Origin of the sequence: Enterococcus termitis (assembly GCF_001730305.1) — a bacterium.
In the GTDB taxonomy this organism is placed as follows: Bacteria; Bacillota; Bacilli; order Lactobacillales; family Enterococcaceae; genus Enterococcus_L; species Enterococcus_L termitis.
Window position 1 is genome coordinate 34,213 of record NZ_MIJY01000034.1, and the last position, 26,956, is coordinate 61,168.

Sequence of the window (26,956 nt, forward strand, 5' to 3'; positions counted from 1 at the left end):
ATCACTCTTGATCTACCTGCTCGGAATCATTTCTTCTCTTTTCTTCTTCCAGCCGTTTTTGCAATTCTTTGTCGTAGTTTCTAGCCACCGGAATCATAAAATTGATCACTCCGCAAAACAATGCCCCGACTCCAGCAATCACAAACATCTTTTCCACACCGAGCTTGTCCGCCAACGGTCCAGCAAAAATCAGTCCCACTGGTCCAGTAATACTCATTAAGGAATTCAACACGCCTAAAACGCGTCCAAGAACACTAGGTTCATAGCTTTGTTGGATCATTGCCATCAATAATGTATTAAAATAGGGTGTAGCAATTCCAGCAATCAAATTCAGCAGCACAAAATAAATAAAACCGCTATTGGTACCTGGTAATAATCCGCTCACCCCAATGGTTACACCAATAACGCCATACGCAGCAAAAATCAGTATCATACGGTTTTTCCATTTCCCAAAAATACCGATCACTGCACCTCCTGCCAGCATTCCCACTGAATAGACCGTTTCAACAAGCCCAGCTTGTCCCACCGTTCCATTAAAATAATTCATTGTCATTAGAGGATATAAACTTGCAGCGGGCATAAATAGCAGCATGAATATGGCTCCGACGATCGTAATATACCATAGTCCTTTATTTTCATATAATTTTTTAAATCCAAATTTCGTATCTGCTAAAAGATGAATCGGTTCTCCTTCTGACATGATCTTTGGAATTGTAACAAAGAATAATAGTCCAACCCCAAAGACAGCCCCCAGTACATCAAGTAAAATCAAAAAATTCATTGATACCATAGCATACAAGACCGCACCGAGTGCTGGCGCAATGATAAAATTCGCTGATTGAACCATACCAAATTGTCCATTGACTTTCGTCAATTCTTCTTCTGGTACCATAGTTGGCAGGATCGATTGAATCGTCGGCATCTGAAACGTTTGGGCAACAGAGCGAACAAATAACGAGACAAACACCAGCCATAATGGAAATTCCGCGGAAACTGTTCCAGCAATCGATAGAATAATAGCAAACAGCGCCACAATAATATCGGTGACAATCAATAATACTTTTTTATTCCAGCGATCGATCAAAGGTCCTGTAAACGGACTCAATATCACCATAGGCAACATCCCCAAAAGCGTGGCTAAACTTAAAACTGTCGCTGATCCTGTGGTTTTTGTAAGATACCAAATGATCGAATATTGTACAACCATACTCGTAATTCCTGATAAAAACTGTCCTGTTAAAAACAAATAAAAGTTCTTCTTCCAGCGAATATTTTCAACCCCATGAACATTTTTTTCCATCCCAACCACTCCTATATTTTTTTATTGCTCGATTTCTACTATTGATTAGATACAATTCTTTATAGGATGATTGTACTTGAAGTTGGCTAGCAGCACAATTTTAACGAAAAAATCGTTTTCTTTGGGGCTTTACATCCGAATAAACACCGAAAAAAAAGCCCTCCAAAAATAGCCAGACAATCACAAAAATTGGAAGAGCATCAGGTACGTACCACTTATTATCCGTTTGTAAACGTACTCTGATGCTTGCAATTTCCGTGAATCGCTTACTATTCTTAGAGGCGCTAACCGTTTTTGTATTGATTTCATTAAAAAATCAGCTAAACAATGAACTTTGAGTTTTCTACTTACTTAATTTTATTATTTTGTTACATAAATTTTGTGCCTTTTTCTGGTAAGAATAAATTAGGATTAATTTTTAGTAACACAATCAGAAATAAAGCTGTTGCAATAGCTGTTGCTAAGGCACTGACACCATTCATCACAAAAGAAAACAACCATGGATTCATTCCCCATAAAGCGAAACTTCCCCAAAAAATCACTCCAGCAATAAAATGCCAGAAGTAACGCATCAACGTACCTAGAACGGTCGCATAACAAATGATCCAACTGCTTTTCTTAAACTCTCCATTTTTAATCGTTTGCTGTAGTTTTTCACTAAATACCCCGGCAAAACCAGCAAAGCCAAATGCCAAAATGTACTCGATCACGACTTGGATCGGCGTCAAATAATACACTTGAGCTAGCGGAAAATGAAGCAATCCCCAGATAAATGCAGAGAAGAACCCAGCTTTTAACCCTCTTCTTAAGGCAAAAAGTGTGACTGGAATCATTCCTAATGATACGGAAAAACTGCTGCCGATGTTTGTTGGGATAAACGATAAAATCATCGCAATCGCGGCAACGATCGTTCCTTCGATCCAAACTTGTAGTTCTGCTTTTCTTTGCACAAAAACTCCTCCTTGTAGAACAACCAATTCACAAAGGAGGAGTAAAAATACATGTATTTACTCCATCACAATTCCTACGCTCGTATTAACGAACAGGTTCGAAGGGTTTAGAGTAGGTACTCAATCTCAGCCAAGGCTCCCCTTTGTGATGGGTTCTATTTAATTTTAATTGTTATCATAATTAGATAACATAAAAAGCGTATCATTTCTTGCCTTAAAAGTAAAGAAATAAAACAAAAGAGCAAAATCAGTTTTCTATCTCAATGATCCAATCACCCGTTTGAACAGACAAGTCTGTTCCATTCATTTTCTTTCGAATATCTTTAAATTCTGAATGATTCGTAATTACCAATGGAATAATTGGATCATAGCCTTTTTCTATAATTGCTTCTTGATCAAATGTCAGCAGCAATTGCTGATTCGTCACTTTATCTCCCACTTTTACTTGTGGATTAAAGCCTGCTCCTTTTAAATTTATAGTATCAAGCCCAACATGAATCAATATTTCTATACCTGATTCTGAACGAATACCAATGGCATGATGCGTATCAAACAACATAGTAATTTCTCCTGAAATAGGTGCATATATTTTCCCATCATTTGAAATAAACGCTACACCATCTCCCATCAATTTTTGTGAAAACACATCATCTTTAACTGTCTCCAATAATTGCATTTTGCCATTCACTGGTGAGTAAATCTTTTCAGAAATTTCTTTGGAAACCTCGGCTTGTTGTTCTGGCTCTTGTTTAATTCCGATTACTAAAGTACCGACGAACGCACCGATAATGGCAATTAAAACACCGATAATAATGTGAATATAATTATCTGCATGGTACGTTGGCAAAGCTAAAATTCCTGGTAAAGCCACAGCTGTGCTATAGGCATGAAAAATAGACAGGTACGCGGCAGAAATACCGGCAGCTGCTAAAGCCACGTAAAATGGTTTTTTATATTTCAAATTATAACCATACATCGCAGGCTCTGTAATTCCGCAAAGTGCAGTAAATGCAGAAGTAAATGCTCCTGATTTTTGTGCCTTATCCTTGATCAAAAAGCCTGTTGCAAAAGCAGCACCAGATTGTGCTAAGTTTCCTACCAATAATGCTGGTAAAATAATGGTGATTCCTGTTTCTGCTAACTCCTGTACCATTATTGGCGTAATGGCATAATGCATACCAAACATCACTAATACTGGACGGAGTGCCCCTAAAAGAAAGGCACCTAAAAACCCGCCAGCTGTGTAGATGTAATTCACACCAACGGCAATATAGTTTCCTAAGTAAGAACCCGCTGGTCCTAAAACAATTAATTGTAAAGGAATCATAATAACTAATGTTAACAATGGCGAAATAAGAATTCTAAAGGCTTCCGGTGTCTTTTTCTCGATAAATCTATAAAGGTAGCTCAGTACCCATACAGAAAAAATAATAGGGAATACTGTTGATTTATAATTAACAAATAAGACTGGTAACCCTAATAAATCAATACTTTTAATCCCTGTTTCAGCTGCATTCATCGCGCCATTCATAATGGTCGGATACATAAAAGCAGCAGCTAAAGCAATAGCCAAATATTCACTCGTTTTGAATTTTCTCGCTGCGCTGACAGCTAAGAAGAATGGCAAGAAATAAAAAATCAAGTCTCCCGTCATTTGAAGGATTTGATATAAGCCTGATTCAACATCGATCAATTTGAAATTCACTAAAACGGCATTTAAGGCTTGAATCATCCCACAGCCAATCAATACTGGCAGTACTGGACTAAAAATACCAGAAATCGTTTCAATCAGTAAACCAAAGCTAAATTTTTTCTTCTCTACCGTAGAAGAACGCTCATTTGTACTTCCACCAAGCAGGTTCATAAATTCCTCGTAAACATCATTTACTTTGCCTCCCAAAACCACTTGAAGCTGACCATTACTCAACTGTGCCTTGATCACGCCATCAATCTGATCCAGCGCTTTAAGATCTACTTGCTGATTGTCCTTTAAGTTTAACCTTAATCTCGTCGCACAATGGGTTGCATTTGCGATATTTTTTTCTCCGCCTACCTGTTCAAAGACCTCTTGGGCAATCTTTTGATTACTCATAATGAGTATCCCCTTTCTTGAATTACATTTTGATACCAGTAAAAACTATCTTTTTTTATACGATTTAAATCTCTTAACTCATCATTGGTTCGATTGACATAAATAAATCCATATCGTTTATCCATTCCTTCTCGTCCACTTACTAGATCAATAGCAGACCAAGCACAGTAACCGATAATTGGAAAACCTAAGCTCAGACAATCCTTGATTTGTTTTAAATGATTAGCTAAAAAATCAATTCGATACGTATCGTGAATTTCTCCTTCAACGACTTCGTCATAGGCACCTAACCCATTTTCTGTGATAAGCATCGGCAATTGATAGCGATTGTATACATCCATTAAAGCAATGCTTAATCCTTCAGGACAGATATTCCATCCCCAATCAGTCTGAGGAATTTCTTTATTTTCAACTAGCTTGTAAATTCCTGCTTCTTCTTCCATGAACACACCTTGACCGCGTAACTCAATTTTTTCTTTTTCACTGTGGGCTACTGTTTGGTTGAGGTAATAGTTGATTCCAATGAAATCTGGCGTATTTTCTGCCATTAATTGCAATTCTTCCTCTTTAACTTCTGGGCAAATATCACGATCTTCCATATACTTCCAATGAATTGGGGAGAATTTTCCGCGACAGTGTAAATCTAAAATATAATAATGAGACAGTTCATTAAAAGTCATTGAGGCTATAACATCCAATGGATTCGCAGATGCAGGGATTGCCGGCATCGGATTAACTGCTGGACCAATTTTAACATTTGGAATAATCTCATGCGCCAGCTTAATTACTTTAGCTGTAGCCACACACATATAGTAGTTAGCTTGTTGGACTTGTCCTTCAAATTCCACCCCTTCACTCTCTTTAGATAGACCTAAGCGTTCGCTGATTTTAATGACATGATCTTGCTCATTGATCGTCAGCCAATACTTCACACGATCGCCAAAATGGGTGAATAAAACGTTAGCAAATTCTTCATAGGCATCAATACTTTTTGGAGAAAGCCAACCACCAAAATCATCAACCAGCTTGGAAGGGTATTCAAAATGATAAATAGTCACTAACGGTTCGATGCCGTAGCCTACTAATTTATCAACGATCTTATCATAAAAAGCTAGGCCTTCTTGATTCACGTTTTTTCCATCAGGCATAATTCTAGTCCAAGACATAGAAAAACGATAGACCTTTAATCCTAATTCATGAAACAAGTCAATATCTTCTTCCCAACGATGGTAATGATCACTTGCCGTTGAAAAATCTGTGATGCCTGCTTTTTTAGGACTGCGATCATGAAGCGCCTCTCCACGACCGCCACTTGTTTGACCACCTTCTACTTGAAAAGATGATGTTGAAGCACCAAATAAAAACGTATCTGGAAAACGTTCAATTTGTTTATGGTACATTTAACCACTCCATTTCTTTGATTTCTTTCTTCATTTTATTCACTTCCATAGATAAAAGCCATTCACTCTTTTTCAGAATACATCCGAAAAAGAGTGAATGGCTTTTATTCAATTCGTGCTTTTAATTCTTTGACCGTCAGCATTTTTTTTAATTCACTAAAAAACAGCTGAACTTGTCCTTCGAGAGGATTATAACTACTCTGAATAACAAATTCTATTTCTTTCCCTCTGTGCTTATATTTCTTTTTTAACTGAGTAATGTTGATACTGGATGGTATTTCTTTGTCAAAACGAGTGATAAAAATAATTGGTTCCTCAAGCACTATTTCATCTTTGATCACTTGATTAGTATTGGCTGTGCGTTCGTTTATTCTTTGTTGTTTAGAAATACTATTCTTGTTCGTCTTATGAAGATAGGTGGTTTCAAACCATTTTCGTTTTTCCTTATTTTGATGTGTGAGCAACATCGTAAAATATTCTTTTAGCAACTGTAAATCCTGTTTGGTCGGCATATCTTTGATCAAAAACGCTCGTTTACTTTCAAGTATGACTCGCTCACTAGTTGTTAATAAAAGGAAATAGTGTTCTTCATATCTCTGTGGATTCCTTAAATACTCATAGATCGTTACATTTTTTATGGAAATGATTTTATAACCCGAATATTCTTTGATCAATTCCTTTGTACGATAAATCAAGCTCGGCAGATTATCTGTGATAAACAGAAGCTGCAGCTGTTGCTCCTCGTATTCAATAAATTCAGCAAAATATAATGCAAGGTAGGCTTGTTCTGATTCAGGAATCGCTAGGCCAAAAATCGGTTCAAAATAATCCCTGATCACTTGTAGTGTTAAAGGATATTCTTGATTGATTTTTCTTTTATTGTAATTATCATTGTCATTTCCATTTGCCAGACGAATGATCAGCTTATGCATATGAATAATAAATTTATTTTCCCAGTCAGCAGTTGGTTGAATAGTGATTCCTAGTTCTCTGTCCACAGCTTTATAAAAGGTAGCAAGCTTATCTTTTATGAATGTATAGTGAGAGAGAGCTGTTACTTCTCCAGTGTAATTCGTAACGTTCAATTCATTTAATTTTACTTGAATATAAGACATATCTTCTTTGGAAATAGCCAAATTTAGTTCACGAATTATTTCTTTTAACAGCGAAGATAGTTCCACTTTTGCGGCTGCCTGTTGCTCTTGTTCTGATAAATAAAAACCCTTTCGATTCCTTATGATAGTCGAAACTAAATAATTTTGAAACAAGGCCAATGATTTTCCCGAAATAAAATACTGATGTTCATAAAATAAACGATCAGTCACTGTTTTTACCTGTTCGAAGATGAGCTGTGTATCATTAGGTAACTTTAGGAGTGTATTCAACGAACGGTCATAATTAAATAATTTCGCTAATAGATTCCTTTTCTCTGGCTCAGAACGATTAATTTTCAAGCCTTTTTGAGCAGAGACTTCAATAAACTCCCGTAGTTTCCATGATTGTTCCATTTCTTTATGAATAGCTGTTTTTGACACATAAATCCGTTTAGAAAGTTCCTCCATGCTCAAATACTCTTTTTCAAAAAGCAACACAAGTAAAATTAGATTTTGACGCTCAAATTCACTGGAATTTTGCTCTTTGTTTTCTTTTATTAATTGGTTCAGCCAAGCAAGAGTCTCTGGTGTCAAATTCTGTGTCTGTCCTTTTCTTTTGGTTAAATAAAAAAAAGAACCATCATCTGGCAGTAGTTTGTTTATTTCCTGTACTTCTAATTGAATTGTTCTTTCTGACACGTTTAAAATGGAGGAAAGAAACGAACTAGAAAAAGAAAAGGAATCAGATAATAAAAATGAAAGGATCAATAACTGTCTGTGGGTGAACATTTGTTTACCTTCTTTCTTAACAATCAGACAACGAATAATTAAGTTCTTCATTTATTTTACTTGATTGCATTTACTTGTTCAATCTTTGTTTTTTTGAAGAAACAGAAAGATGAAAAAAAGCGAGGAGTTCACTTTTCTTCATCTTTCTTTACTACTTACTATTAAAGCTGGTTTAATATTCACCTTTGATTACAAAAAATGAGCCTCGAATCGTTCCAGCAAGTTTTGATTTTTGTCGAGCAAATTTGAATTTTCCGTCAAACTCGACGGGTACATCCATACCGTCAGAAAGCTTAAAACCGACCGCTCTTTTCCCACCTTCTTCAAGGGTATACATCACGTTAACAGATAATCCATTTTCATAAAAAACATAAGCCATTTTTATACCGTCTACTACAAAGCTTGTGACTTCCAAAGGTTTATATGGAAAATTTATGTCTCGCTCTGCTAAAATTTTTTCTATCCAAGCCAGTGTTTCTGGGTCTTCACTTGCAGGAACAGTGACAAATTCATGTTTGTATTTATTCCAATAATATCGAGCTTCATTTGCACGTAATCCAGCCATTGCTTCTGCCACCGGAGAGCTTTCAAAACCGACAGTTGATACATTTTTGAAATCTACTTTGTAAGACATTTGGACTCCTCTTTTCTATTTTTATAGGCTTATTATAAGGAATAGTACAGCCCCTGACAAATAATCGAATTGCTGGTTAAAAATCAAAGAAGTAGTTGTATTTTGTGGAATCTTTCACTATAGTTAGAGAGGTAAACTACTTAATTTTTGGAGGTTCTAATGATGAAAATCCTATATATATCTATCTCTGGTAATACTCGCTCATTTGTTACACGTTTGGCTGATTACGCAGCTTCAACACATAATGATCCTATTGAAATCAAAGAAATTCATGAAAATTCAGTATTTGAAGATGAGACAGAACCTTTTTTTACATTTGTTCCAACGTATTTAGATGGTGGAAATGGTGTAGATAACGGGGATACAGAAATTCTTACTGAAACGATGCGTGACTATTTGGATTATCATGGTAATTTCCGTTACTGTTTAGGTGTTGTGGGTAGTGGCAATAAAAATTTTAATCATCAATACTGCTTAACCGCTAAGCAATATGCTGAAAATTTTTCGTTTCCTTTTTTAGCTGATTATGAACTTCGCGGCACACAAGAAGATATTGAGCAGGTGTATGCTATTTTGGTTAACGCCAGCAAAAATTAGCGTTTTATTGAACGAAAAGACTGGGACATAATTCGATGAATTACGCCCCAGTCACTTGTAATTTGAATAAACGGTGGAAGCAGAAGCAACTGTTGCGCTACGCTTTTGCCCCAGCCTCCACTTTTTTACAATAATTCTTTTCTTAATGCTTCATCAGATTTAGGAGATAAATACTTCGGTGGAATATCTAACACTGTATACGCACCGTATTGTTTTTCTTCCGCTAAACGTACACACGCTCTTGCATATGCAACTAGCACACTTGCTGTAAATTCTGGATTGCTTTCTAGTTGTAGATTATACTCGATTACTTGTTTTGTATTTTCATGAGTGGTACCTGTATGCAGAACTGTTCCGCCATGCGGCATCGCTTTATGCTCTTTATCTAGTTCAGCTTGAGTAATAAAATGAACTTCGGTATCATAGTCGGCAAAATAATTGGGCATTGAAACAATTTCTGCGCGGATTTTCTCTGCATTTGTTCCTTCTTCCAACACAACAAAGCACTCTCTAAAATGCTTGTCTCTTGTTGTTAGCTCCAGTTTCTCTCCTGCTTTAAGCTTATCGATCACTTCATTATTTGGAATCGTATATTGCACTGCATCGATCACACCTTCAATACGTCTTAATGCATCTGAATGTCCTTGACTGACGCCTTTACCCCAAAATGTATTTGTTTCACCGACTGGTAAAATACTTTGTGCATACAAACGATTTAAACTGAATAAGCCTGGGTCCCAGCCAGTTGAGATAATTGATGTGGTTTGCCCTTCTTTGGCTGCTTGGTCCACTTTAGCAAAATGCTCAGGGATTTTTGCATGTGTGTCAAAACTATCGATTGTATTAAATAATCGTGTCCATTCAGGGGTTTGTGTCGGCAGATCTGTTGCCGAACCGCCGCATAAAATGCAAACATCGATTGCCCCTTTTTTTCCCTTTAATTCGTCCATCGTAAAGGCCTTCGCCCCTTCTGTCTGGACTGTTTCAGGTGCTCTTCTAGTAAAGACACCGATTAATTCCATATCTTTATTTTGTTTGATTGAACGCTCCACACCACGTCCCAGGTTCCCGTACCCGATAATTGCTACTTTAATCATACTTACATTCCTCCACTTCTATGAAATAAATTATAACAAAAGAAAAGATTCTCTGACAATGACTCTTATGAAATTTAGGTCTGTTTTTTTAGTATCAATACGCTCGCTTATTACTCATACGAGTTAAAATAGTATTCACTTTTTGTAATAACCAAAATGATAATCGGCGCTCTTTTGCAGAAGCTGGCCGTTTGTAGTAAATGTATTCTGGAAAATACTCGGCTCCTCTTGATAGTTTGAAGGGACCAACACCCGAACTCATATGAAAAAGTTGTTCATCGTTCACACGAAGCAGCGTATAATACGTTAACAGCCGATAAATCCCGCTTTCTTTGGGATAGCTTAAATCATATCCCAAAATCGGCACAGTCAATGTCCCATCCAATTCCCAACTCATCGTCACGCCAATCAAGTTTTCTTCATCAAACACTCCTGTAAAAGACGTATTTTGAACAGTTTTCATTGCTTCGATAAATGCTGGTGTATATCTAGGATTGATTTGAGAATATTTTGAAATATATAATTGCGTATACAGTTCAATAATCCGTTCACTATAGTTTGTTACGTCAAAATTTGTGCGGATATTGAATGTGGTATCTTTTGCCAGCTTACGATCTTTTTTAAACGTTTTTTTCTGCTGAATCACTTGTGATTGATGAGCAATAAAAACCTGTCTTGAGATAAAGGACTGATAGTTCAATGCACTTAGGTTTTCCATCAATTGCTGATTTAAGCAACTATTTTGTGAGCGATAAACAATTGTTTTAGTAGGAAAACGTCGTTGCAATAAAGCTTCAATTTTTTGTAGTTCTTCAGTGGTAAAGGGTTGAAAGAGATTGGTCGATAATAAATAATTTCCTACATAAACGACTTCATCGATCGTTTTTGGTACAATACGTTTCAACAACTGGAAAGCTCCTGATAACAGTCTTTTTCCTTTTATACCAGTCAAAGCCAGCTCTTCTTGTGCATAATCTAAATATTGTGCTCTCAAAGAGGTAGGATAGGTTTGTCCTTCTTGAAATTGCGCCACGACCACCAAGCAAAGCTTTTGCCCAACTTCTAAAGCATAACAAGTACCATTCGTACTATTTTCGACCAACTCTGAAAGTTCCTGACTGAAAAACACTTGAATATAGCTGTATAAAGGATGGTTCGTCAACCGGCATTCTGAAAAATCTGCTTTTGAATATAAACGGACTTCACTCATTGACGTTCTCCTTTTCATCCTTTTGAACAGAAGGATATGAAATATCATAGACCACAAAATCGGTGATACTACGTTTATTTTTTTGAGCCTTAAACAGATAAGTTCCCAGTACCCAAGGCAGCATCAACCATGTCCGCCATTCAAATGCTTCTTTCAAAACATCTTTTGATTTTAAGTATGCTGGATAGGTGTTGCGCCAATCCTTTTTTGTAACAATTTTGCCTAGCCAAAGAAGTTTGATGCCATAAGATGTAGCTGTCTTAGTTGTATTTTTATTACCTTGGGCAATAAGACCGTTGATGATTCGTTCGCTATCTAGAACAAGGCCAAAAGTTAAGCGAGGATTGCACTCTATGGGATAAAAATTCTCTCCGTCAAACATAAAATCAAAACTGAAAAAACCATTATCACCTAAATTTCGACTTAAAGTGTTTATGATAGTAGTTAATTTAGGGTGTTCAAAACGCCTAAAGGTGATACTAGCAAAATTTTCGATTCCTAAATTTGTATCATAAGTAACAGCTGAAATTACGTTTCCTTCTTTTAACATAAGCGAGACACAAATCTGCTGCCCTTCAATTTTTTCTTGGACAATCATGTCTTCAATCGTCTTATTTGCGGAAAGCTCGTCTTTCGATGTTATAACCGATTGCCCAAAGCGAGAATAAATAGGTTTGAGTAGTTGCTTTGAGAAATCCACCTCTTGCCCTTGATAGACTTCACTTTTTGGAACAGCTAAGCCAATTTGTTCACACCACTGGATAAAATCTAATTTGTGATGAAGTATGTTCAGCAGTTTTTGAGACCCAAACAAAAAACGTGTCCCGCTTTTACGTATTTCATCTTGTAAAACCCCATAATAAAGGGTTTCTTCATTCACTGGCAGTAATAGATCAATGTGATAATTCTCAATAAAAGACAAAACATCTATCCGAAAGGTTTCCCACTGCGTTGCTGGCGGAGCAATGATTTCAACTTTCGTGAAGATTGTCGAATAGGTCGCAAATGTTGGTGTGATATGTTCCAGCATATAAATATCGTGCCCTTGTTGCTTCAATTTTTTTCCAATGAAAAGAGCTAAGGGAGAACGCCCACCGGTCAATACGATTCTCATCGATCATCCACCTCTTTTCACATTAGAGATCACACGGCGCATCTTTTTATCTTGTTCGTAATCCCATGTACCAGTTTCCACGTTAATATGAACCATTGGTTGTTTTTCAGGAGGTATCAACTCGTTTACTTGTTGGACGACCCTTTGAATAATTTGCTGTTTTTCGGCTTCTGATGAAAGCTCAAGTTTCACAGTGATCTGCTCTGCTGTCTGCTGTATACATTGGAATTGCTTGATTTCGTCACTAGCTCGTGTAATCGCATAACGAATAAAATCTGGAAACACAACCACTTCAGACGCTTTTGTACCAAAAATAAAACAGTCATCCTCTCGACCCTCGATCTTTTCCAAAGCAGTAAAAGAACTACCACAAGGACAAGGTGTTTTACGCTCCACCAATATATCCGTATGCCGATAACGAATCAACGGCTGTGTCGTTCGATACAAGTCCGTAATAATTGGTACAAAGCGATCAGACGAATCTGTCAGATATTCTTTTTCGATAAACACAATATCCTCGTTTAAATGCAGTGTTCCATGATGACAACTGATTCCTAAAAAGCCTTCGGTTGCTTGATAGATCTCTTTTAAATGACAAGACAAGCTATTTTCGATATACGTCCGATCAACTTCTTCTAAAACCTCTGCGATGCTGAACACTTCTTTTAGCGGATAATCTAAACGATGACTGGTATAAAAATCAGCAATCATGCGCAACATGGAGGGCTGCGCAACTATCACATTGGGTTTTAAATGCTCTAGTTGAGCCAAATGTTCATTGACTGGTTTCAGCAAATCAAAAAAGTGTAACTGAATTTTTCCTTGATTGATCGTTTCATATAAATTATTATTGGCTCGCATAAAAAAGGCAATCACAATTTTTTCTCCTTTAAACTTACGGCGATCGATTGCTTTTTTCATCATCGCAGCAGACCATTGGATAGTTTCTTCATCGCTAACTAAAAAGACCCCTTGATTGCCTGTTGTTCCAGAAGAAAGGCCAACAGAAACTGAACCGATTTTAGGTGCAAAATCTCTGTTTTCCTCAGCGTGCAATGCCACTTCTTTCGCTTGTTTCAATGAAATTTGTTTTGTGTTTAATTCATCGAACGCTCTCATCATCACAGCTTTATCCATAATAGGAAATTCGCGATGATTGATTACTCCATTATAGTTTATAAAGCGACTATAAAATGAGGACTGGGGGACAACTTTGTTTAGGTGTTTTTTCAACCGTTTTTCTTGATACCGACGAAATCTTTGCGGCATTTTTTTACTTAAAAAGTCTTGATAACTTAACTCAATATAGGTTTGTAAGAATATCCTAATTTTCTTGATAGTCAACAACGGCACCTCCATTTTTATGATCCCATTCGAGAAGCTGAGTTATTGAATTTTGGCAATGAGATAAGAAAATCGGCAATTCAGGCTTTCGTTGATGAAGCTGAGCCAAACACTCAATATTTCGCTGCATTTCTTTAAAATCGTGGACAATCAGTTTTGTCACTTTTTTCGGCAATAGTTTATCTGTGATCGTTTCTATATGCCAAGCCACATCCATCGCCAATAAAACTGGTCCTTGAATCGTTTGTAGATAAAAAATATATTGCCCCAATGCATGTCCAAACATCGGAATTGCTAAAATACTTTGATCTCCAAAAAGGTCATAGCCTTTTAGTTTTAAATCAGGACATTCAATGGTTCTTTCATCCTCAAAATAACTTGAATTTCCCAGTGTTTTTGGTACTAATTCTTTAAAGAAACCCTGACGCAATTGAAGCAGACGCGCTTGCTCGATCAAGTCATTGAGCGCTTTTGACAGCATAAGCTGATTATAGGTCACTTCAGATAAACCGCCGATATGATCGGGATGAAAATGAGATAAAATCAACCAATCATATGTTGATTTTACATGCTGTTTTTGATCTATTTTTTGTTTTTCTTTTTCAATAAATAATTGACCATAAATGAGTTTAGGTACTGGTTTTAGTCGAGAGAGAAACTGATCACCATATCCTGTATCGATCAGAATTTTGCCAGCAGTCGTATGCTCCAATTCGATACAAGTGATTGGATATTCCTGTTTTTTGAATGATCCGCCCGATCGTGTCAAAAAGGGCCGCTGCATCGCTTTTCCAGTCTTGATTACCTTAATGTGCGTAATCATCGACGATTGATCCTTAATAGCTGACCACCGATCGACATTCCTGCTCCCGTTCCTAAAAGTAATACTACTTTTTCTTGAAAATTTTCTTCTTGTTTTAATAAATAGTCAAAGGTAAAAGGAATTGACGCGGCAATAGTATTGCCTGTTTCTTCAATAATATCAACCATTTGTTCCTTTGAAAATTTGGCAAGACGAGCAGCTATTTTCATTCCAGGTCCACTGGCTTGATGCGGAACGAGAAAATCAATTTCTTCAATACCTATTTTAGCATCAGATAAAAGACTACTTAAAAATTCAGGTAGTTTACGGCGCATCGCTTTAATCAGCTCAAAGCCATCCATATGAAAATAACGATCTTGCATGTTTTCCGGAATAAAATCCGCGCTTCCACCAGCCTTGATTTCCGCACTATGTGCATATTCAGGATAAGTCATAAACTTAGCACCTAAAAGCTCAACGTCATATTTTGCTTTTGGCTGTTCTTCCGTAGAAAAAATGAACGCAGCACTGGCATTCCCAATCAAGGCACTGCTTTCAAATTCATTCGGATCTAATGCATCATCTCCTGCCTCTGCTGAAACAACTAAAATATTTTTATAATTGCCAGAAGCAATAAATGCCTGTGCAACTTCACAAGCACTAATAAAACTTAAACAAGTTGCATTCACATCAAAACAAGGAATCGGATGTTTTTCCTCTAAAAAATGCTCCGCAATCAAACTAGCTGTACAGGGAATCGGCTGTTCAAAAGTGCCAGAAGCACAAATCAAAAGATCTAACTCCTGATAAGACATCTGAGCATCTTTTAACGCTATAATGATTGCTTTTTTAGCTAGTTTTGAAGTTCCTTCATCATAAAAATGACGTTTAGCAATACCCGTTCTTCGCTGTGTTTCACCTGCTTTCAAACCGAAACGTTGATCGATTTCTGTTGATAAAATAACTCTTTCAGGCAAATAACGGCCTGACCCAACAATTGTAAATTTCATCTTTTCACCTATCCATTTTCTTTTTATAATCTGTTATATATTTTTGAATTCCTTCATCCATCGTCATGATCGGCTGATAGCCTAGCTTTTCTTTTGCAGCGCTAATATCAAGTGTTTGACTGTAGGCTAGAATACTTACAGTATAACGTGTCAAAAGTGGTTCTTTTTTTAATCTTAATGCATAATGAACACGTTCCAGTATTCCTGCGGTCTTATAAATAAACTGTTCATTAAAATTCCTATAACGAACTTCTTCACCTAAATACTGAAAGATACGTTCGATCAGTGATTTGAATGGTACAGGCTCATCATTAGTAATATTGAAAATACTTCCTCGAATCCCATTTACTTCAATGCAAAGCCTCAAAGCATACGCAACATTTTCTACACAAGTCATATCCATAATATTTCCTTGTCCTTTACGAAATAACGGAATACCGATTTTTTTATTGACTGCCATCAGTCTGGGGAAAATACTCGTATCACCGATGCCGAATAATCCTCTTGGACGAACAATCACAAGCACAATTTCTTCTTGGTAACGATAAAGTAGCTGCTCTGCTTCGATTTTTGTTTGTATATAATAATTTAAATAGGGTCCAGCTGGTGCCTCTTGCATTAAATCAAGCTCTTTGATATTAAAATCATCCTTACATTTCGCATAAATACTTGGAGATGAAACAAAGACAAAGCGTCCGACCTGTTTAGCAATTGAAGCTTCTACGACCGTTTTTGTCGCTTCGACGTTTGCTTGGTAAAACTCTTCATAAGGACCATAAATAGTCGATAAAGCAGCACAGTGTAGACAAGCTGCCGCCCCTTCCGGCCATAAATTAAAGACTTGCTCTCGATCGCTTAAATCTAGTATTAAAGGGGTAATTCCATATTTCTCTTCCAAAAAGACTAATTGTTTTTTATTTCTACCAACTGCGATTACCTCGTAGTTTTGAGCAACTAATTCTTGTATAACATAATGCCCAAGAAATCCAGTTGCTCCCGTAACGATTATTTTTTCTCTCACATGATCCTCCTTACTCTTCCTTTAACTCTTTTTCAACAGGAATACTCTCTATTTTATCATAGATAAATCAGCATGATCGATAAACAAAAAAGTCAGATGAAATTCTTACAGAATTTCACCTGACTTTTAGCTTAAACAAGCTCTTCTGGTCGTTTTAAAAAAACTGTTAAAATACTAGCGAAAAAGTAAAGTACTGCAAAACTAAACAAGACCACAAAGCCGCCAAATCTTTGAAAAAGAAGCGTTACTAAAACAGGTCCCAAAAAATTGCTCAATCCTGAACCAAGATTCAAGACCGAGATCGCCGTTGTCTTTTTCTCTGGCACGATCGCTGGAATCAATGCTGATAAAGGACCAAAAGCTGCAATTCCCAACGAAAAAACCACAAAAGCCAGCATAAGCAATCCTACATTTCCCGGAAAATAATAGACCACTCCGCCGATCAACAAACAAGCCACTCCTGTCAATGTCCCGCCGAAATAACTGACGATTTTACGCCAGCCATAGCGATCACCCAAATGACCAAATAGAATACCAGCAAAGGCATTAACTATATATGTCGCTGCCCAAATCCCACCCCATTGAGTCAACGAATAGTGGTGATCGACAAGAAAAATCGGCATCATTATCACAAAACCAAACTGGCCAATATTATTAATTGCTTTAACGATTAGACCGATCACCAGTCTAGGACAGTCAAATAGAATCGTGATTCCCTCTTTCATTTCTTGTAAAACACTTTTTTCTTCAGCTTGTTCCGGCAACTGATCACGATTCAACCTCAAAGCAAACACACCGCCAATTACTGCCATCCCAAGACCTAAAACCAAGATCCAAACAGGTTGCGTAAGCTTTAGTAAAAAAGAGGACAAAATCGGACTAAGAATCGTCATTCCCAAATTAAAGCTAAACCAAAACCATGATGTCGCTGTTCCTAAACGATCAAATCCCGTTCTAAGCGTTACCCAAATTAAAAAGGCATAGGCAAAAAGTGGATAAGACGCTCCTCTTAACATATAAGCAAGTGCTATTACAAGAAATGTCTTTTGAATAAGTCCAGCAATCAGCAGCAAAGTACTAAACACATATATCAATACGCCTACGAACATTACTTTCCGTACGGAAAAAGCATTGACGAAAAAGCTTGTCAACCAAGAAAAAACAGCAACAAATAAACCATAAAAACTAAAAATCAGTGAAACCAACTGAAGTTCATATCCCGATGAAACCAAATAAGCAGAAAACCAGCTCGTTTCGATGCCTGCCCCCAGCATAAAAAATATCAATCCAATATATCCAAAAAATAAACGTTGAGGAATCCCGATTACTCGTGTGATTTTTTCAACCATCAGACACGCTCCTTTACTCTAAATAACGAAAGAGTGCAGGACATTTCCATTGCCCAGACACTCTCTTGTTTTGATCTGTCAAAATCTATTCATATTTCCGTAAAACGATTTTATTGTTCAGAGACGAAATAACTAGCAACACCATAAGCTGGTATCAATCCAGAAAATGGCTGGACTTCTTCGACTGCATTCACTCTGATAGGTGTCATCCCTGGAAACAGAACGGATAAATCCAATTCTATTGCTGCAGCAGTCGGGTTTTCAAAACGAACAATAAAACCGTTTTGATAATAAGACCGATGAATACTGCTGACCATTGCATCCGGCTGTTTATCAAATGAAAGTATGCTGAACACTCGTTGATTGAGGGCTAAAGGTCTGACTCTTTTTTGAATTTTATTATCGATTCGATAGACAAAAAAGTTCAAATTTTGCCGTTGGTAACTAATGGTCGGCTGTTCTTTTTCCCCACGCCACTGAGCAAGCTCTTGTTCTGACACATCTGTATGATTCATTTTTATAACAAATGTAACGTTCATTTGCTGATCTTTAAGCTGGGCTAGTGGCGTTGCCATCATAATATGCCCTTTTTTCGTAGTGTCACCAGAAGCACGTCCTGGACGATAAAGTAAATCTGGTTTCCCTAAAGAATCAGTTGTAGCCAATAAGGTGATCAGCAGTTCAGAACGACGATATTCATACTCTTTGCTATCATGCGTAAACAGGGTGCAAGCAGCTTGTTTCGTAAACGCAGTTACCATTTTTTCAAATGGTTCAATATTTACCGGCATTTCAGAGTAAACTGTTTCCCAGTCTGACAAGTCCTGATTTTCTTTTTGAATAAAACCATATGGAATAGCAGACAAAGCATGTTTGATTTCATTCGTTAGATTGATTTTTAATCGTAGACGATGATTGAGAACAGTGTTTTTAAAGCTTAATTTTCCGGTCACTTCACCTTCAAGGTTCAATGTTAACGTTAATCGATAGTTAAAGTCTGTATCTGCAATATGTTCGCTTCGTTTTTGCAAGTCGTATGGCAATTTTATCGAACCAGTCAGATGCATTCGGCTCAACAATGGTCCTTGCTCACAGAAGCATTCTGTAAATGAAAAATCAATTTCTCGATCATTTAAAAGTGGTGAAAAATCATACGTATCACCGGCATTTCCATCATCTACAAGAGAAATAAAGTTATTTAGTTGCTGCTTACGATCTTGATAATGAACCTGACCATCTACAAAAGAAAGCTGATATTCTCCCATAACAATCTGCTGCTTCTTCGTCTGAATCAATCCGCTGTCATTGATTCCTTCTTCAAATGAAAAGACTTTATAGCCTAGTCCAGGCAGTTCACAAGTAATAGCCACCGTCAAAATGTAGTAACCTTGTTCTGTAATGAAACGATTACCTGCTGGCGTTTCCTCTAATACATTTTCTCGACTATCAATATATTCCGCTTCTAAAACAACAGCTGAACAGCCTGCTACATTGATTTCTTTTACTGGTGAAAGAAGCTTAACGATCTTTTGACCATGAAACGTCATCGGTGAAGGATTGACAACTATGAACTCTTGCTCTGTTAAATCCAACGCTTCTGCGATCCTTTTTAAAACAATATTTTCAATACTATCACAAATTTCGTCTGCTTCTTTCAATCGATGAGCGATATCTTCAGCAACTGCGTCTGAAACACAGCCAGCTAAACTATCGTGCGCTTGACACTCTAGTAATTTTTTCCAAGCTTTTAAAAGGAGTCTATTACTTAAATCAATTCCTAATTGATGTGCAATGACCATCAGTGGCTCTGTTTCACGAAGCAATTTATGTTCTAAATGAAAGATTCCTTGTTTTAAATCCATTCGTACAGAACCGATCGTCTTATGCACTCGCGCTAATACCGGTGAACGAAATTCGCCTCGATAGGTTTCTAAATCCATTTCTTTCATCAATTCTAAAAACTCTTGGTACGAGCTGACTTGATAGTTATATTTGCCCAAGGTATTGATCTGTGCCACTTTTTCGCTAAAATCACCAATGATTCCTAATTGATCATTTCCGGAAGGAATCATGATTTCAGAAGAGTCTGTGTATTGTTTAATAAAATCAACCGCTTTATCTAAACGCCCCTCCACATAATCAACGGTTGGTTCAAGCAACATGCCCGTTCCATAGCCTTGCGGAAAATTCAGAGCATACAAGCTTTGGCTCCCACCCAAACTTTCCCATTTAAAATAAGGAGATTGGACATGTTCGCCTAAATGAACCCCGCGCCATAAAATGATATTTTCTAACCCAGCTTCGTTCAAAATAACTGGGATTTGTGCATTAAAACCGAAGGTATCCGGTAAGTAACCGATTGGCATGATTTCTCCGTATTTTTTACTTTCATACATACCGATCATCGCATTTCTTAAAACAGACTCACCCGATGTGAAAAAGGCATCTGTTTGAGTGAACCACGGACCAATAAATAGCTGTTTTGCTGCAATCAAGGCTTGAATTTCTGTTAATTTTTCCGGATATAACTCTAAGTAGTCATCTAAAATCGATAACTGTCCATCCAATACAAAACTTGCCTCTGGATTTTTTTGCAGCTCAGTAATCACATCAGTGAATAATTGATCACTTAAAACCAGTGCATCCATCGATGTAAAATACCATTCACGATCCCAATGAGTATGATTTACAATGTGTACATTTGTCATTAACTTTGCCACTCTTCTTCCCATGCTGCTTCATCGAAATCGTCTTCAAGATCAGAAGAAACCTCTTCAATACCAGCGTTTTTATCTCTTAAAAGAGCACTGCTCACAGCCACAAACAATGAACCTATTGCAATAGATAAGATATAAATCGGCCATTTCTCTACTGTGAACCAGCCGTAAAATCCGCTGATTGGTGCTTGATTGACTGCACCAAGTCCAACTGCCATTGCCGAACCAATCGCTGAACCGATCACAGTTGAAGGAATTACTTTCAACGGACTTTCAACTGCAAATGGAATCGCTCCTTCACTGATTCCGACTAATCCCATAATAATTGACGATTTGCCTGCTTCTTTCAGCTCTGTATTGTATTTTTTCTTTGCAAAAACAGTTGCTAAGCCCAAGCCAATCGGTGGAATGATAATCGCTACTTGTGCAGCTGTATTCGGTGCATAAACTCCGCTGGTCAATAAAGCCATGGCCGTTGTCACAGCTGCCTTATTGACAGGACCACCTAAATCAAAGCCAACCATACCGCCAACAATCGCCGCCATTAAAATTTGATTACCACCGCTTAAACTGTTCAACCAATTTTCAAGACCTGTATTCAGTGCTGCAAACGGTACACCGATAATATAATTAATGACAAGCACAGTTATTAATGTCCCTAAAACTGGAATCAAGAATACTGGTACCACTGAAGCCATCGATTTTGGTAATTTGACATGATTACGAATCCATAGACAGACATACCCTGCAATCAAACCCGCTGCGATCGCGCCTAAAAAGCCGGCATTGATGTCTTTTACCAGCATTCCTCCCACTAAACCAGGAGCAATCCCTAATTTATCTACGATAGAATACGCAATAAATGCGGCAATAACTGGAAACATCAATCCTAAAGCTGTTCCACCAAAACCATCAATACTATGAAGTAGACGAATAAGACCATTTGCACTTTCAGCATATGAATCATCCCATATATCAGTGATTCCATAAAGCGAACCGCCAACCCGAGAAATCGCCATGATTACAGCTCCAGCGATTACTAATGGAATCATATAAGAAATCCCTGTCAACACATGATTTTTAATATCAGTTGCAATTTTTTTCATTTCTATTTCCCCCTACTACTTCTCTTCATCAACTAACGCTAACGCTTCTTGAATAATTTTTTCTGCATTTTTGATAGGTGCTGCTACTGGTACCTTTAGAATCTTTTTCCCCGCAAAACGTTCTTCATTACGCACTTTTGTATCAACTGCAAAGATTACAACTTCACCGATTGCTACGTCTTTTTCTGTCAATTCATTTTCGATTCCTGTCGCCCCTTGGGTTTCAACTTTGATCATATCTCCTAAACTTTTTGCTCCTTTTTTTAAGGCTTGTGCTGCCATATACGTATGAGCGACACCTGTTGCACAAGCAGTTACAGCAATAATTTTTCTTTTCATCATTTGTTTCCTCCCTTATCCTAAATAGTTGATTATTTTAACTCGGTCATTCTCTATTTTTAATGCTTCAACGAGATCATCATCCATCAGCTTTACCGCAATTTCTGACAATAAACGTAGATGTGTTTCGCCCTTTTCACCATCTGGTATCGCTAACATAATAACGATCGACACTGACTGATCGTCAAGGGCAGCCCATTCGACTGGTTCCTTTAACTTAGCATAAGCAATAGCTGCTTCTGTTACCTCACTACTTTTGCCATGAGGGATTGCAATGCCGTTACCGACTCCTGTGGTTGAGTGCTTCTCGCGTTCTAAAACGGCTTGAATATATCCTGCTTTATTTGAGAGAACGCCTTTTTTGTCCAAGCAGTCCGCTAATTGTTCAATAACTTCCAGCTGGGTCGTTCCCTCTAAATCAATTAAAACTTGTTCTATATCTATGACTTGCGCAACGTTCATCTATGATCCTTCTTTCAAATAACTTAGTAGTTGTTTTTTATTTCCTTTAGCTAAATAGCCTCGGTCACCGTTATCGATGATTTCAAGTAAGTTGTCGTAAACTAGCTCCAACTCTTCAGGTGTTTCATCTTTGATGCAAATAAAGAAAATGTATTTGACTTTTTCATTGCCCCACTTGATTTCTTCCTTCAATCGTACAAAAACGATTGCTGATTTTAATACCTGCTCTGGTGAACCATGAGGTGTAGCAAATTTTCCAAATGACGTGAACGACAATGTTTCTCGCTCGATTGCCGATTGAATGATCGCTTTCTTAGCATATCCTTTTAGGCTGAGCTGTTCGCCAATAAATCTTATGACTGCTTTAACCGTTGGCAGGGATTGCTCTAAAAAAATCAGTTCCGAATGAATTAATTGAGAAAATTCTTTTGTGCGGACAGCTGTTGCTTCATGTTCTTTTAAAAATCGATTGATTTTTTGTTGATCTGCTAGGCTTAAAACTGGTGATACATAGACGATCGGCTGATTTTTCATTGTTAAATTGACCGTTGATAAGACCAGATCCTCCGTCACTTTTGTATTCGCTAACTCTTGTATAGAAAGAATTCGGGAAATATCGATTTTTGGAAAGGTTCTTCTTAATCTTGCCGCTAATAGTTGAGATGTTCCCTTGCCACTGCTGCAAACAAGTAAAACCTTTGTCTTGTAGGTATTTTCTTCTTTCTCACGTTCTTTGAATGCTTGAATATGGACGGCTAGATAAGCGACTTCATCTTCTGGGATCACCAGTGTAAATACTTTTTCCAGCTGTTGCTTCAACTGAATAGCCTCTTCAAAAGAAATTGGAAAGCTCTGTTTGACATCTAATAAGAATGGATTCACCACTGGGAGGCCATAACGAATCCGTTCAATTACCGCTTTGATATGAGCAACTAAGCCAATCAACGCCGCTTCGTCATATGCAGTGATCGTCTCTTTGATACTTTTACGGATTAGGTCATCGTTCATTGCGTCTTTTACTGGCCTTATCGTTGTTTGTTCATCAAGTGATAAATGAATTTGAATAAACTGAATTTCTGAAAGAGGTAAATCGATCGCAAAGCTTTGTTCCAGTTCTCTTACTAACAGGTGTATATCTTGTGTTAAAACAAATTCTTTTTCGATTGGCGCTTTTTCTATGAACTTTCCTTCTTTAATTCGTTCAACCGCTATCAATAAATGGAGTAACAACGAATGATAACTCATATCACTCAGTTTTTGCTGCCTATTGGATAAATAACGCTGAACGATTTCATCGATCTGCTTTAACAAATCTAAATTGACTACATCACTCGCAAAATCAGGAATGCCATCGATCGTATGAACAAACGAATGCTCCGTTTTTACTACCTGCCAGTTTTGCCCCCAAAAGTAATAAATCAGATCGACAGCCAGTTTTCGTTTTTCTTGTTCCATCAGATTAAGAAACGAGCCTTTACCTGGAATCCATTCAATCGTCACATGGAATAATGAAAAGATTTCACTGACTTTCATCATATCTTTTTCCAGTGTTGTTTTACCGATATACAATGTCTCTTGTAGATCTTGTCTCGTAAAATAACCTGATTTTTTTAGTATCTCAAAGCAAAGATATTGAACACGTTCCTCTTTACTCGTTGGAATCGTCTGTTTAACAGATGACCGCATTTGTTTTTTTATTTCTTCTAGATTTCCCATTAAAGAAATGCCAACTTTGGGTTTACGAATAAGCGAAACACTACTTCCTTCAAAATAGTGGTCAATATTTTTTAAAGATTGTGAAATTGTTTTATTGGATAAATGCAGTGCTTCAGCAATTTGCGAGATGGTCATCAATTCGTTTTTCAACAAGAGATTTAAGATTTCTTGTTCTCGTCTTTCCAATACCATTTCAGTTCACTATCCTTTCTACATACCTATCATAAGTTTAAATCGCTTTCAGGAAAACCCTTTCTTTTACAGGATTATATCCTGTAAAAAGTGGGGAATGCCTTTAGAATTTACCTTTGAATTATAGCATTGAACCGTTTTTAATGGGTATCAAAAATCTTCACCGTTCTTCTAAACCAACAATAAAAGTGAGGAGTGAAAATCTTTTTACGATTTTCGCTCCTCACTTTTATAAAAATAATTTTGTTCTATTTATTAATGTTGCGCTTTTCTTTATTAATAATTTTCAGATAGCGTTTTACCATTTTGTTACTGATTTTTCCTCCTGTAAAACGTTCAATCTGACGAAACGGCATATTAATAACAAAATACATATTATTCGACCAAATCGGATTTTTAAATAGCATAAAGCCGTCTCTGATAATGGCGACTAAACCGTATGTGGCCTTTCCTAGCCAATGTTTATAACGCGCCTGAGCGATCGTATCATTCATTCCTAATGGTTTTTGGGGATCCCATAATTTTTCCGGTGGCTGATAACCTAACAATTCCTTGAACTCGTGATCCGTCACTTGTTGTACCTTACCAGCAAAATAATCTGGAAACTCATTTGGCGTATATTCGTCTATCACTTGCTTTCCATCGATCGTGATCGTTTCATTCAAATGAATCGCTTCGACCGATGAACCGATTTGAATGTCGTATTGCCCCGCTTCAGTTTGCCAAGAATTTTCTTTAATACCGAAATACTCAAAATCATGCGGGTCCAATTCAAATGTAATAGTTTTCGTTTCACCCGGTTTTAGATAAACTTTTTGGAAATCCTTTAGTTCTTTTTTTGCTCTAAAAATCTGTGTGTCTTTTTTCTCGATGTAGAGCTGTGCAATTTCTTTTCCCGCTATCTCACCAGTGTTTGTCACATCAAAAGAAACGGTTGCTCCATCGATTATAAGATTTTGGTATTCAAAGGTAGTGTAAGATAAGCCATAACCGAAAGGAAATAGAACTGGTTTTTCTACTGTGGTAAAGTAGCGATATCCGATAAACAGTCCTTCACGGTGTTCAGCTGTTGCTTCTTTTCCAGGATAAAATGGAGCGGAAGGCGTATCTTCATAATGCAACGGAAAGGTTTCACTTGTTTTTCCACTAGGATTCTCGTTTCCAGTCAAAATTTCTCGCAGTGCCTCTGCCCCGCCCTGTCCTGGCAAATACGTATGCAGTATTCCTTTCACTTTTTGTGCAAATGGCATCTCAATCACACCGCCACCAGCAATAATGACGACAACATTTGGATTGACTTTCGTAACAGCTTCAATTACTGCCAGTTGATTTTCAGGCAATCGCAGATTCTTGCGGTCTACACCCTCTGCTTCACTACTTTCATCTAAGCCGACGAATAGAAGAACTGTTTCTGCATGTTCCGCTAATCGTACTGCTTCTTGAAGCAGCCCATTAATCTTGCCGCCCATTCGTTTAAATCCTTGCGCATAGCCAGAGATATTGATCGAAGAATGTTGCAGTACTTCTAACGCATTTGGTAATTTTGTTGGGTTGATCAACGAACTACCAGCACCTTGATATCGTGGCTTAGCAGCAAATTCGCCAATAACTGCCACTTTTCTCTGGTCTGCGATCGGTAAGATTCCTGCATCATTTTTTAGTAAAACGATCGATTGCTTGGCAATTTCAACTGCTTTTTCATGATGCACTTCGTAATCGATCGAAATCTGCTTATCGTTGATTGCTTGACTTGTAAAAATCAGCTCCAATAAATGATCGACAGCATCGTCAACTATGGACTCTTCTAACTGACCATTTTCAACTGCTGTGATAATTTCTTGATCTGTAATTCCGTTTGTTGATGGCATTTCAAGTTGATTTTTTGCTTTTAAGCCAGCTACCCGATCGTTATTGCCGCCCCAATCCGTGACCATGACTCCTTTGTATTGCCATTCATCATATAAAATATCATTCATCAAATGTTGGTTCTCATTGGCAAAAGTACCGTTCACTTTATTATAAGAAGACATAATGACTTTTGGCTGACTTTGAGTAATTACTTTACGGAAGCCCTCTAAATAGATTTCTCTCAATGAACGCTCATCAACGATTTCATCGATCGTCATCCGCATATGCTCTTGGCTGTTCACAGCAAAATGTTTGGCACAGGCTCCTACCCCTTGAGACTGGATTCCTTGAACCATCGCTGCAGCTAATTCGCCTGTTAAATAAGGATCTTCAGAAAAATACTCAAAGTTACGTCCACCAAGCGGATTGCGCTTAATATTTAATCCTGGTCCTAAGATGACATTTACATCTTCGCTGATACATTCTTTTGCCAAATAAGTGCCCATTTCAGCAATCAATTCTCTATCCCAGCTGTTGGCAAGCGTAGCTGCAGTAGGATAACACGTTGCAGCGACACTTTTATTCAAACCTAAATGGTCTGCTTTTCCAGCTTGTTTGCGCAATCCATGAGGACCATCCGTCAACATGATCGAAGGGACACCTAACCGTTCAATCGCTTTTGTATTCCAAAAATTTTCACCTGACATCAGCGAAGCTTTCTCCGCCAATGTCATTTTTTCGATCAATGTTTTGTATTTCATTTTTTCTCCCTT

The 26,956-nt window shown here is 37.4% G+C and carries 21 protein-coding genes and 1 riboswitch; of the genes, 1 reads left to right on the top strand and 20 read right to left on the bottom strand.

Annotated features, from left to right (window positions below; translation table 11 throughout):
* Window position 1: 1 nt before the first annotated feature.
* From BCR25_RS12595 to BCR25_RS12620, 6 genes are all read right to left on the bottom strand, one after another.
* On the bottom strand, window positions 2-1,300 hold the full coding sequence (locus BCR25_RS12595; RefSeq protein ID WP_069663945.1) for an MFS transporter: 1,299 nt from the start codon (window positions 1,298-1,300) through the stop codon (window positions 2-4).
* 368 nt (window positions 1,301-1,668) lie between these two features.
* Window positions 1,669-2,250, bottom strand: coding sequence for an energy-coupled thiamine transporter ThiT (gene thiT / locus BCR25_RS12600; protein WP_071879537.1), 582 nt, complete (start codon window positions 2,248-2,250; stop codon window positions 1,669-1,671).
* A 54-nt stretch (window positions 2,251-2,304) separates the two neighbouring features.
* Window positions 2,305-2,403: riboswitch (TPP riboswitch) on the bottom strand.
* Between the two features lie 94 nt (window positions 2,404-2,497).
* Window positions 2,498-4,342 (bottom strand): beta-glucoside-specific PTS transporter subunit IIABC, encoded by a 1,845-nt coding sequence (locus BCR25_RS12605; protein WP_083242677.1) that lies wholly within the window; start codon window positions 4,340-4,342, stop codon window positions 2,498-2,500.
* The gene (locus tag BCR25_RS12610) at window positions 4,339-5,742 is read right to left on the bottom strand and encodes a glycoside hydrolase family 1 protein (protein WP_069663947.1); all 1,404 of its coding nucleotides are present in this window, start codon (window positions 5,740-5,742) and stop codon (window positions 4,339-4,341) included. Before BCR25_RS12610 ends, BCR25_RS12605 begins: the two co-directional genes overlap by 4 nt.
* A 104-nt stretch (window positions 5,743-5,846) precedes the next feature.
* The gene (locus tag BCR25_RS12615; protein WP_069663948.1) at window positions 5,847-7,625 is read right to left on the bottom strand and encodes a BglG family transcription antiterminator; all 1,779 of its coding nucleotides are present in this window, start codon (window positions 7,623-7,625) and stop codon (window positions 5,847-5,849) included.
* A 172-nt stretch (window positions 7,626-7,797) separates the two neighbouring features.
* Complete coding sequence (locus BCR25_RS12620) at window positions 7,798-8,259, bottom strand: phage tail protein (RefSeq protein WP_069663949.1); 462 nt, start codon at window positions 8,257-8,259, stop codon at window positions 7,798-7,800.
* A 162-nt stretch (window positions 8,260-8,421) separates the two neighbouring features.
* On the opposite strand from BCR25_RS12620, the gene nrdI reads away from it, so the two are divergent.
* A complete protein-coding gene (nrdI, locus tag BCR25_RS12625; RefSeq protein WP_069663950.1) occupies window positions 8,422-8,856 on the top strand; it encodes a class Ib ribonucleoside-diphosphate reductase assembly flavoprotein NrdI in 435 nt (144 codons plus the stop codon).
* A gap of 125 nt (window positions 8,857-8,981) precedes the next feature.
* On the opposite strand, the gene BCR25_RS12630 is transcribed toward nrdI, so the two are convergent.
* The 14 genes from BCR25_RS12630 to BCR25_RS12695 form a co-directional block, all read right to left on the bottom strand.
* Complete coding sequence (locus BCR25_RS12630) at window positions 8,982-9,953, bottom strand: diaminopimelate dehydrogenase (RefSeq protein ID WP_069663951.1); 972 nt, start codon at window positions 9,951-9,953, stop codon at window positions 8,982-8,984.
* A 94-nt stretch (window positions 9,954-10,047) separates the two neighbouring features.
* Window positions 10,048-11,163, bottom strand: coding sequence for a hypothetical protein (locus BCR25_RS12635; RefSeq protein WP_069663952.1), 1,116 nt, complete (start codon window positions 11,161-11,163; stop codon window positions 10,048-10,050).
* Window positions 11,156-12,277: an ATP-grasp domain-containing protein gene (locus BCR25_RS12640; RefSeq protein WP_069663953.1), complete on the bottom strand. Its 1,122-nt coding sequence runs from the start codon at window positions 12,275-12,277 to the stop codon at window positions 11,156-11,158. Before BCR25_RS12640 ends, BCR25_RS12635 begins: the two co-directional genes overlap by 8 nt.
* Before the next feature lie 3 nt (window positions 12,278-12,280).
* The gene (locus BCR25_RS12645) at window positions 12,281-13,621 is read right to left on the bottom strand and encodes a F390 synthetase-related protein (RefSeq protein ID WP_169819020.1); all 1,341 of its coding nucleotides are present in this window, start codon (window positions 13,619-13,621) and stop codon (window positions 12,281-12,283) included.
* Window positions 13,602-14,444, bottom strand: a complete 843-nt coding sequence (locus BCR25_RS12650) for an MBL fold metallo-hydrolase (protein ID WP_069663954.1) — start codon at window positions 14,442-14,444, stop codon at window positions 13,602-13,604. Before BCR25_RS12650 ends, BCR25_RS12645 begins: the two co-directional genes overlap by 20 nt.
* Entirely contained in the window at window positions 14,441-15,433 is a 993-nt protein-coding gene (locus BCR25_RS12655) for a 3-oxoacyl-[acyl-carrier-protein] synthase III C-terminal domain-containing protein (protein WP_069663955.1), read from the bottom strand. Before BCR25_RS12655 ends, BCR25_RS12650 begins: the two co-directional genes overlap by 4 nt.
* 4 nt (window positions 15,434-15,437) lie before the next feature.
* Window positions 15,438-16,454, bottom strand: a complete 1,017-nt coding sequence (locus BCR25_RS12660; protein WP_069663956.1) for an NAD-dependent epimerase/dehydratase family protein — start codon at window positions 16,452-16,454, stop codon at window positions 15,438-15,440.
* Between the two features lie 131 nt (window positions 16,455-16,585).
* Window positions 16,586-17,803: an RbtT/DalT/CsbX family MFS transporter gene (locus tag BCR25_RS12665; protein WP_069663957.1), complete on the bottom strand. Its 1,218-nt coding sequence runs from the start codon at window positions 17,801-17,803 to the stop codon at window positions 16,586-16,588.
* A 110-nt stretch (window positions 17,804-17,913) separates the two neighbouring features.
* Entirely contained in the window at window positions 17,914-20,511 is a 2,598-nt protein-coding gene (locus tag BCR25_RS12670; RefSeq protein ID WP_069663958.1) for a glycoside hydrolase family 38 N-terminal domain-containing protein, read from the bottom strand.
* Window positions 20,511-21,626 (bottom strand): PTS fructose transporter subunit IIC, encoded by a 1,116-nt coding sequence (locus BCR25_RS12675; protein WP_069663959.1) that lies wholly within the window; start codon window positions 21,624-21,626, stop codon window positions 20,511-20,513. Before BCR25_RS12675 ends, BCR25_RS12670 begins: the two co-directional genes overlap by 1 nt.
* A 15-nt stretch (window positions 21,627-21,641) precedes the next feature.
* Window positions 21,642-21,965: a PTS fructose transporter subunit IIB gene (locus BCR25_RS12680; protein WP_069664221.1), complete on the bottom strand. Its 324-nt coding sequence runs from the start codon at window positions 21,963-21,965 to the stop codon at window positions 21,642-21,644.
* 15 nt (window positions 21,966-21,980) lie between these two features.
* Window positions 21,981-22,427 carry a PTS sugar transporter subunit IIA gene (locus BCR25_RS12685; RefSeq protein ID WP_069663960.1) on the bottom strand — a complete coding sequence of 149 codons (447 nt, stop codon included), beginning with the start codon at window positions 22,425-22,427 and terminating at the stop codon, window positions 21,981-21,983.
* A complete protein-coding gene (locus BCR25_RS12690) occupies window positions 22,428-24,335 on the bottom strand; it encodes a BglG family transcription antiterminator (protein WP_069663961.1) in 1,908 nt (635 codons plus the stop codon).
* Between the two features lie 248 nt (window positions 24,336-24,583).
* The gene (locus tag BCR25_RS12695; protein ID WP_069663962.1) at window positions 24,584-26,944 is read right to left on the bottom strand and encodes a beta-glucosidase family protein; all 2,361 of its coding nucleotides are present in this window, start codon (window positions 26,942-26,944) and stop codon (window positions 24,584-24,586) included.
* Window positions 26,945-26,956: the final 12 nt, after the last annotated feature.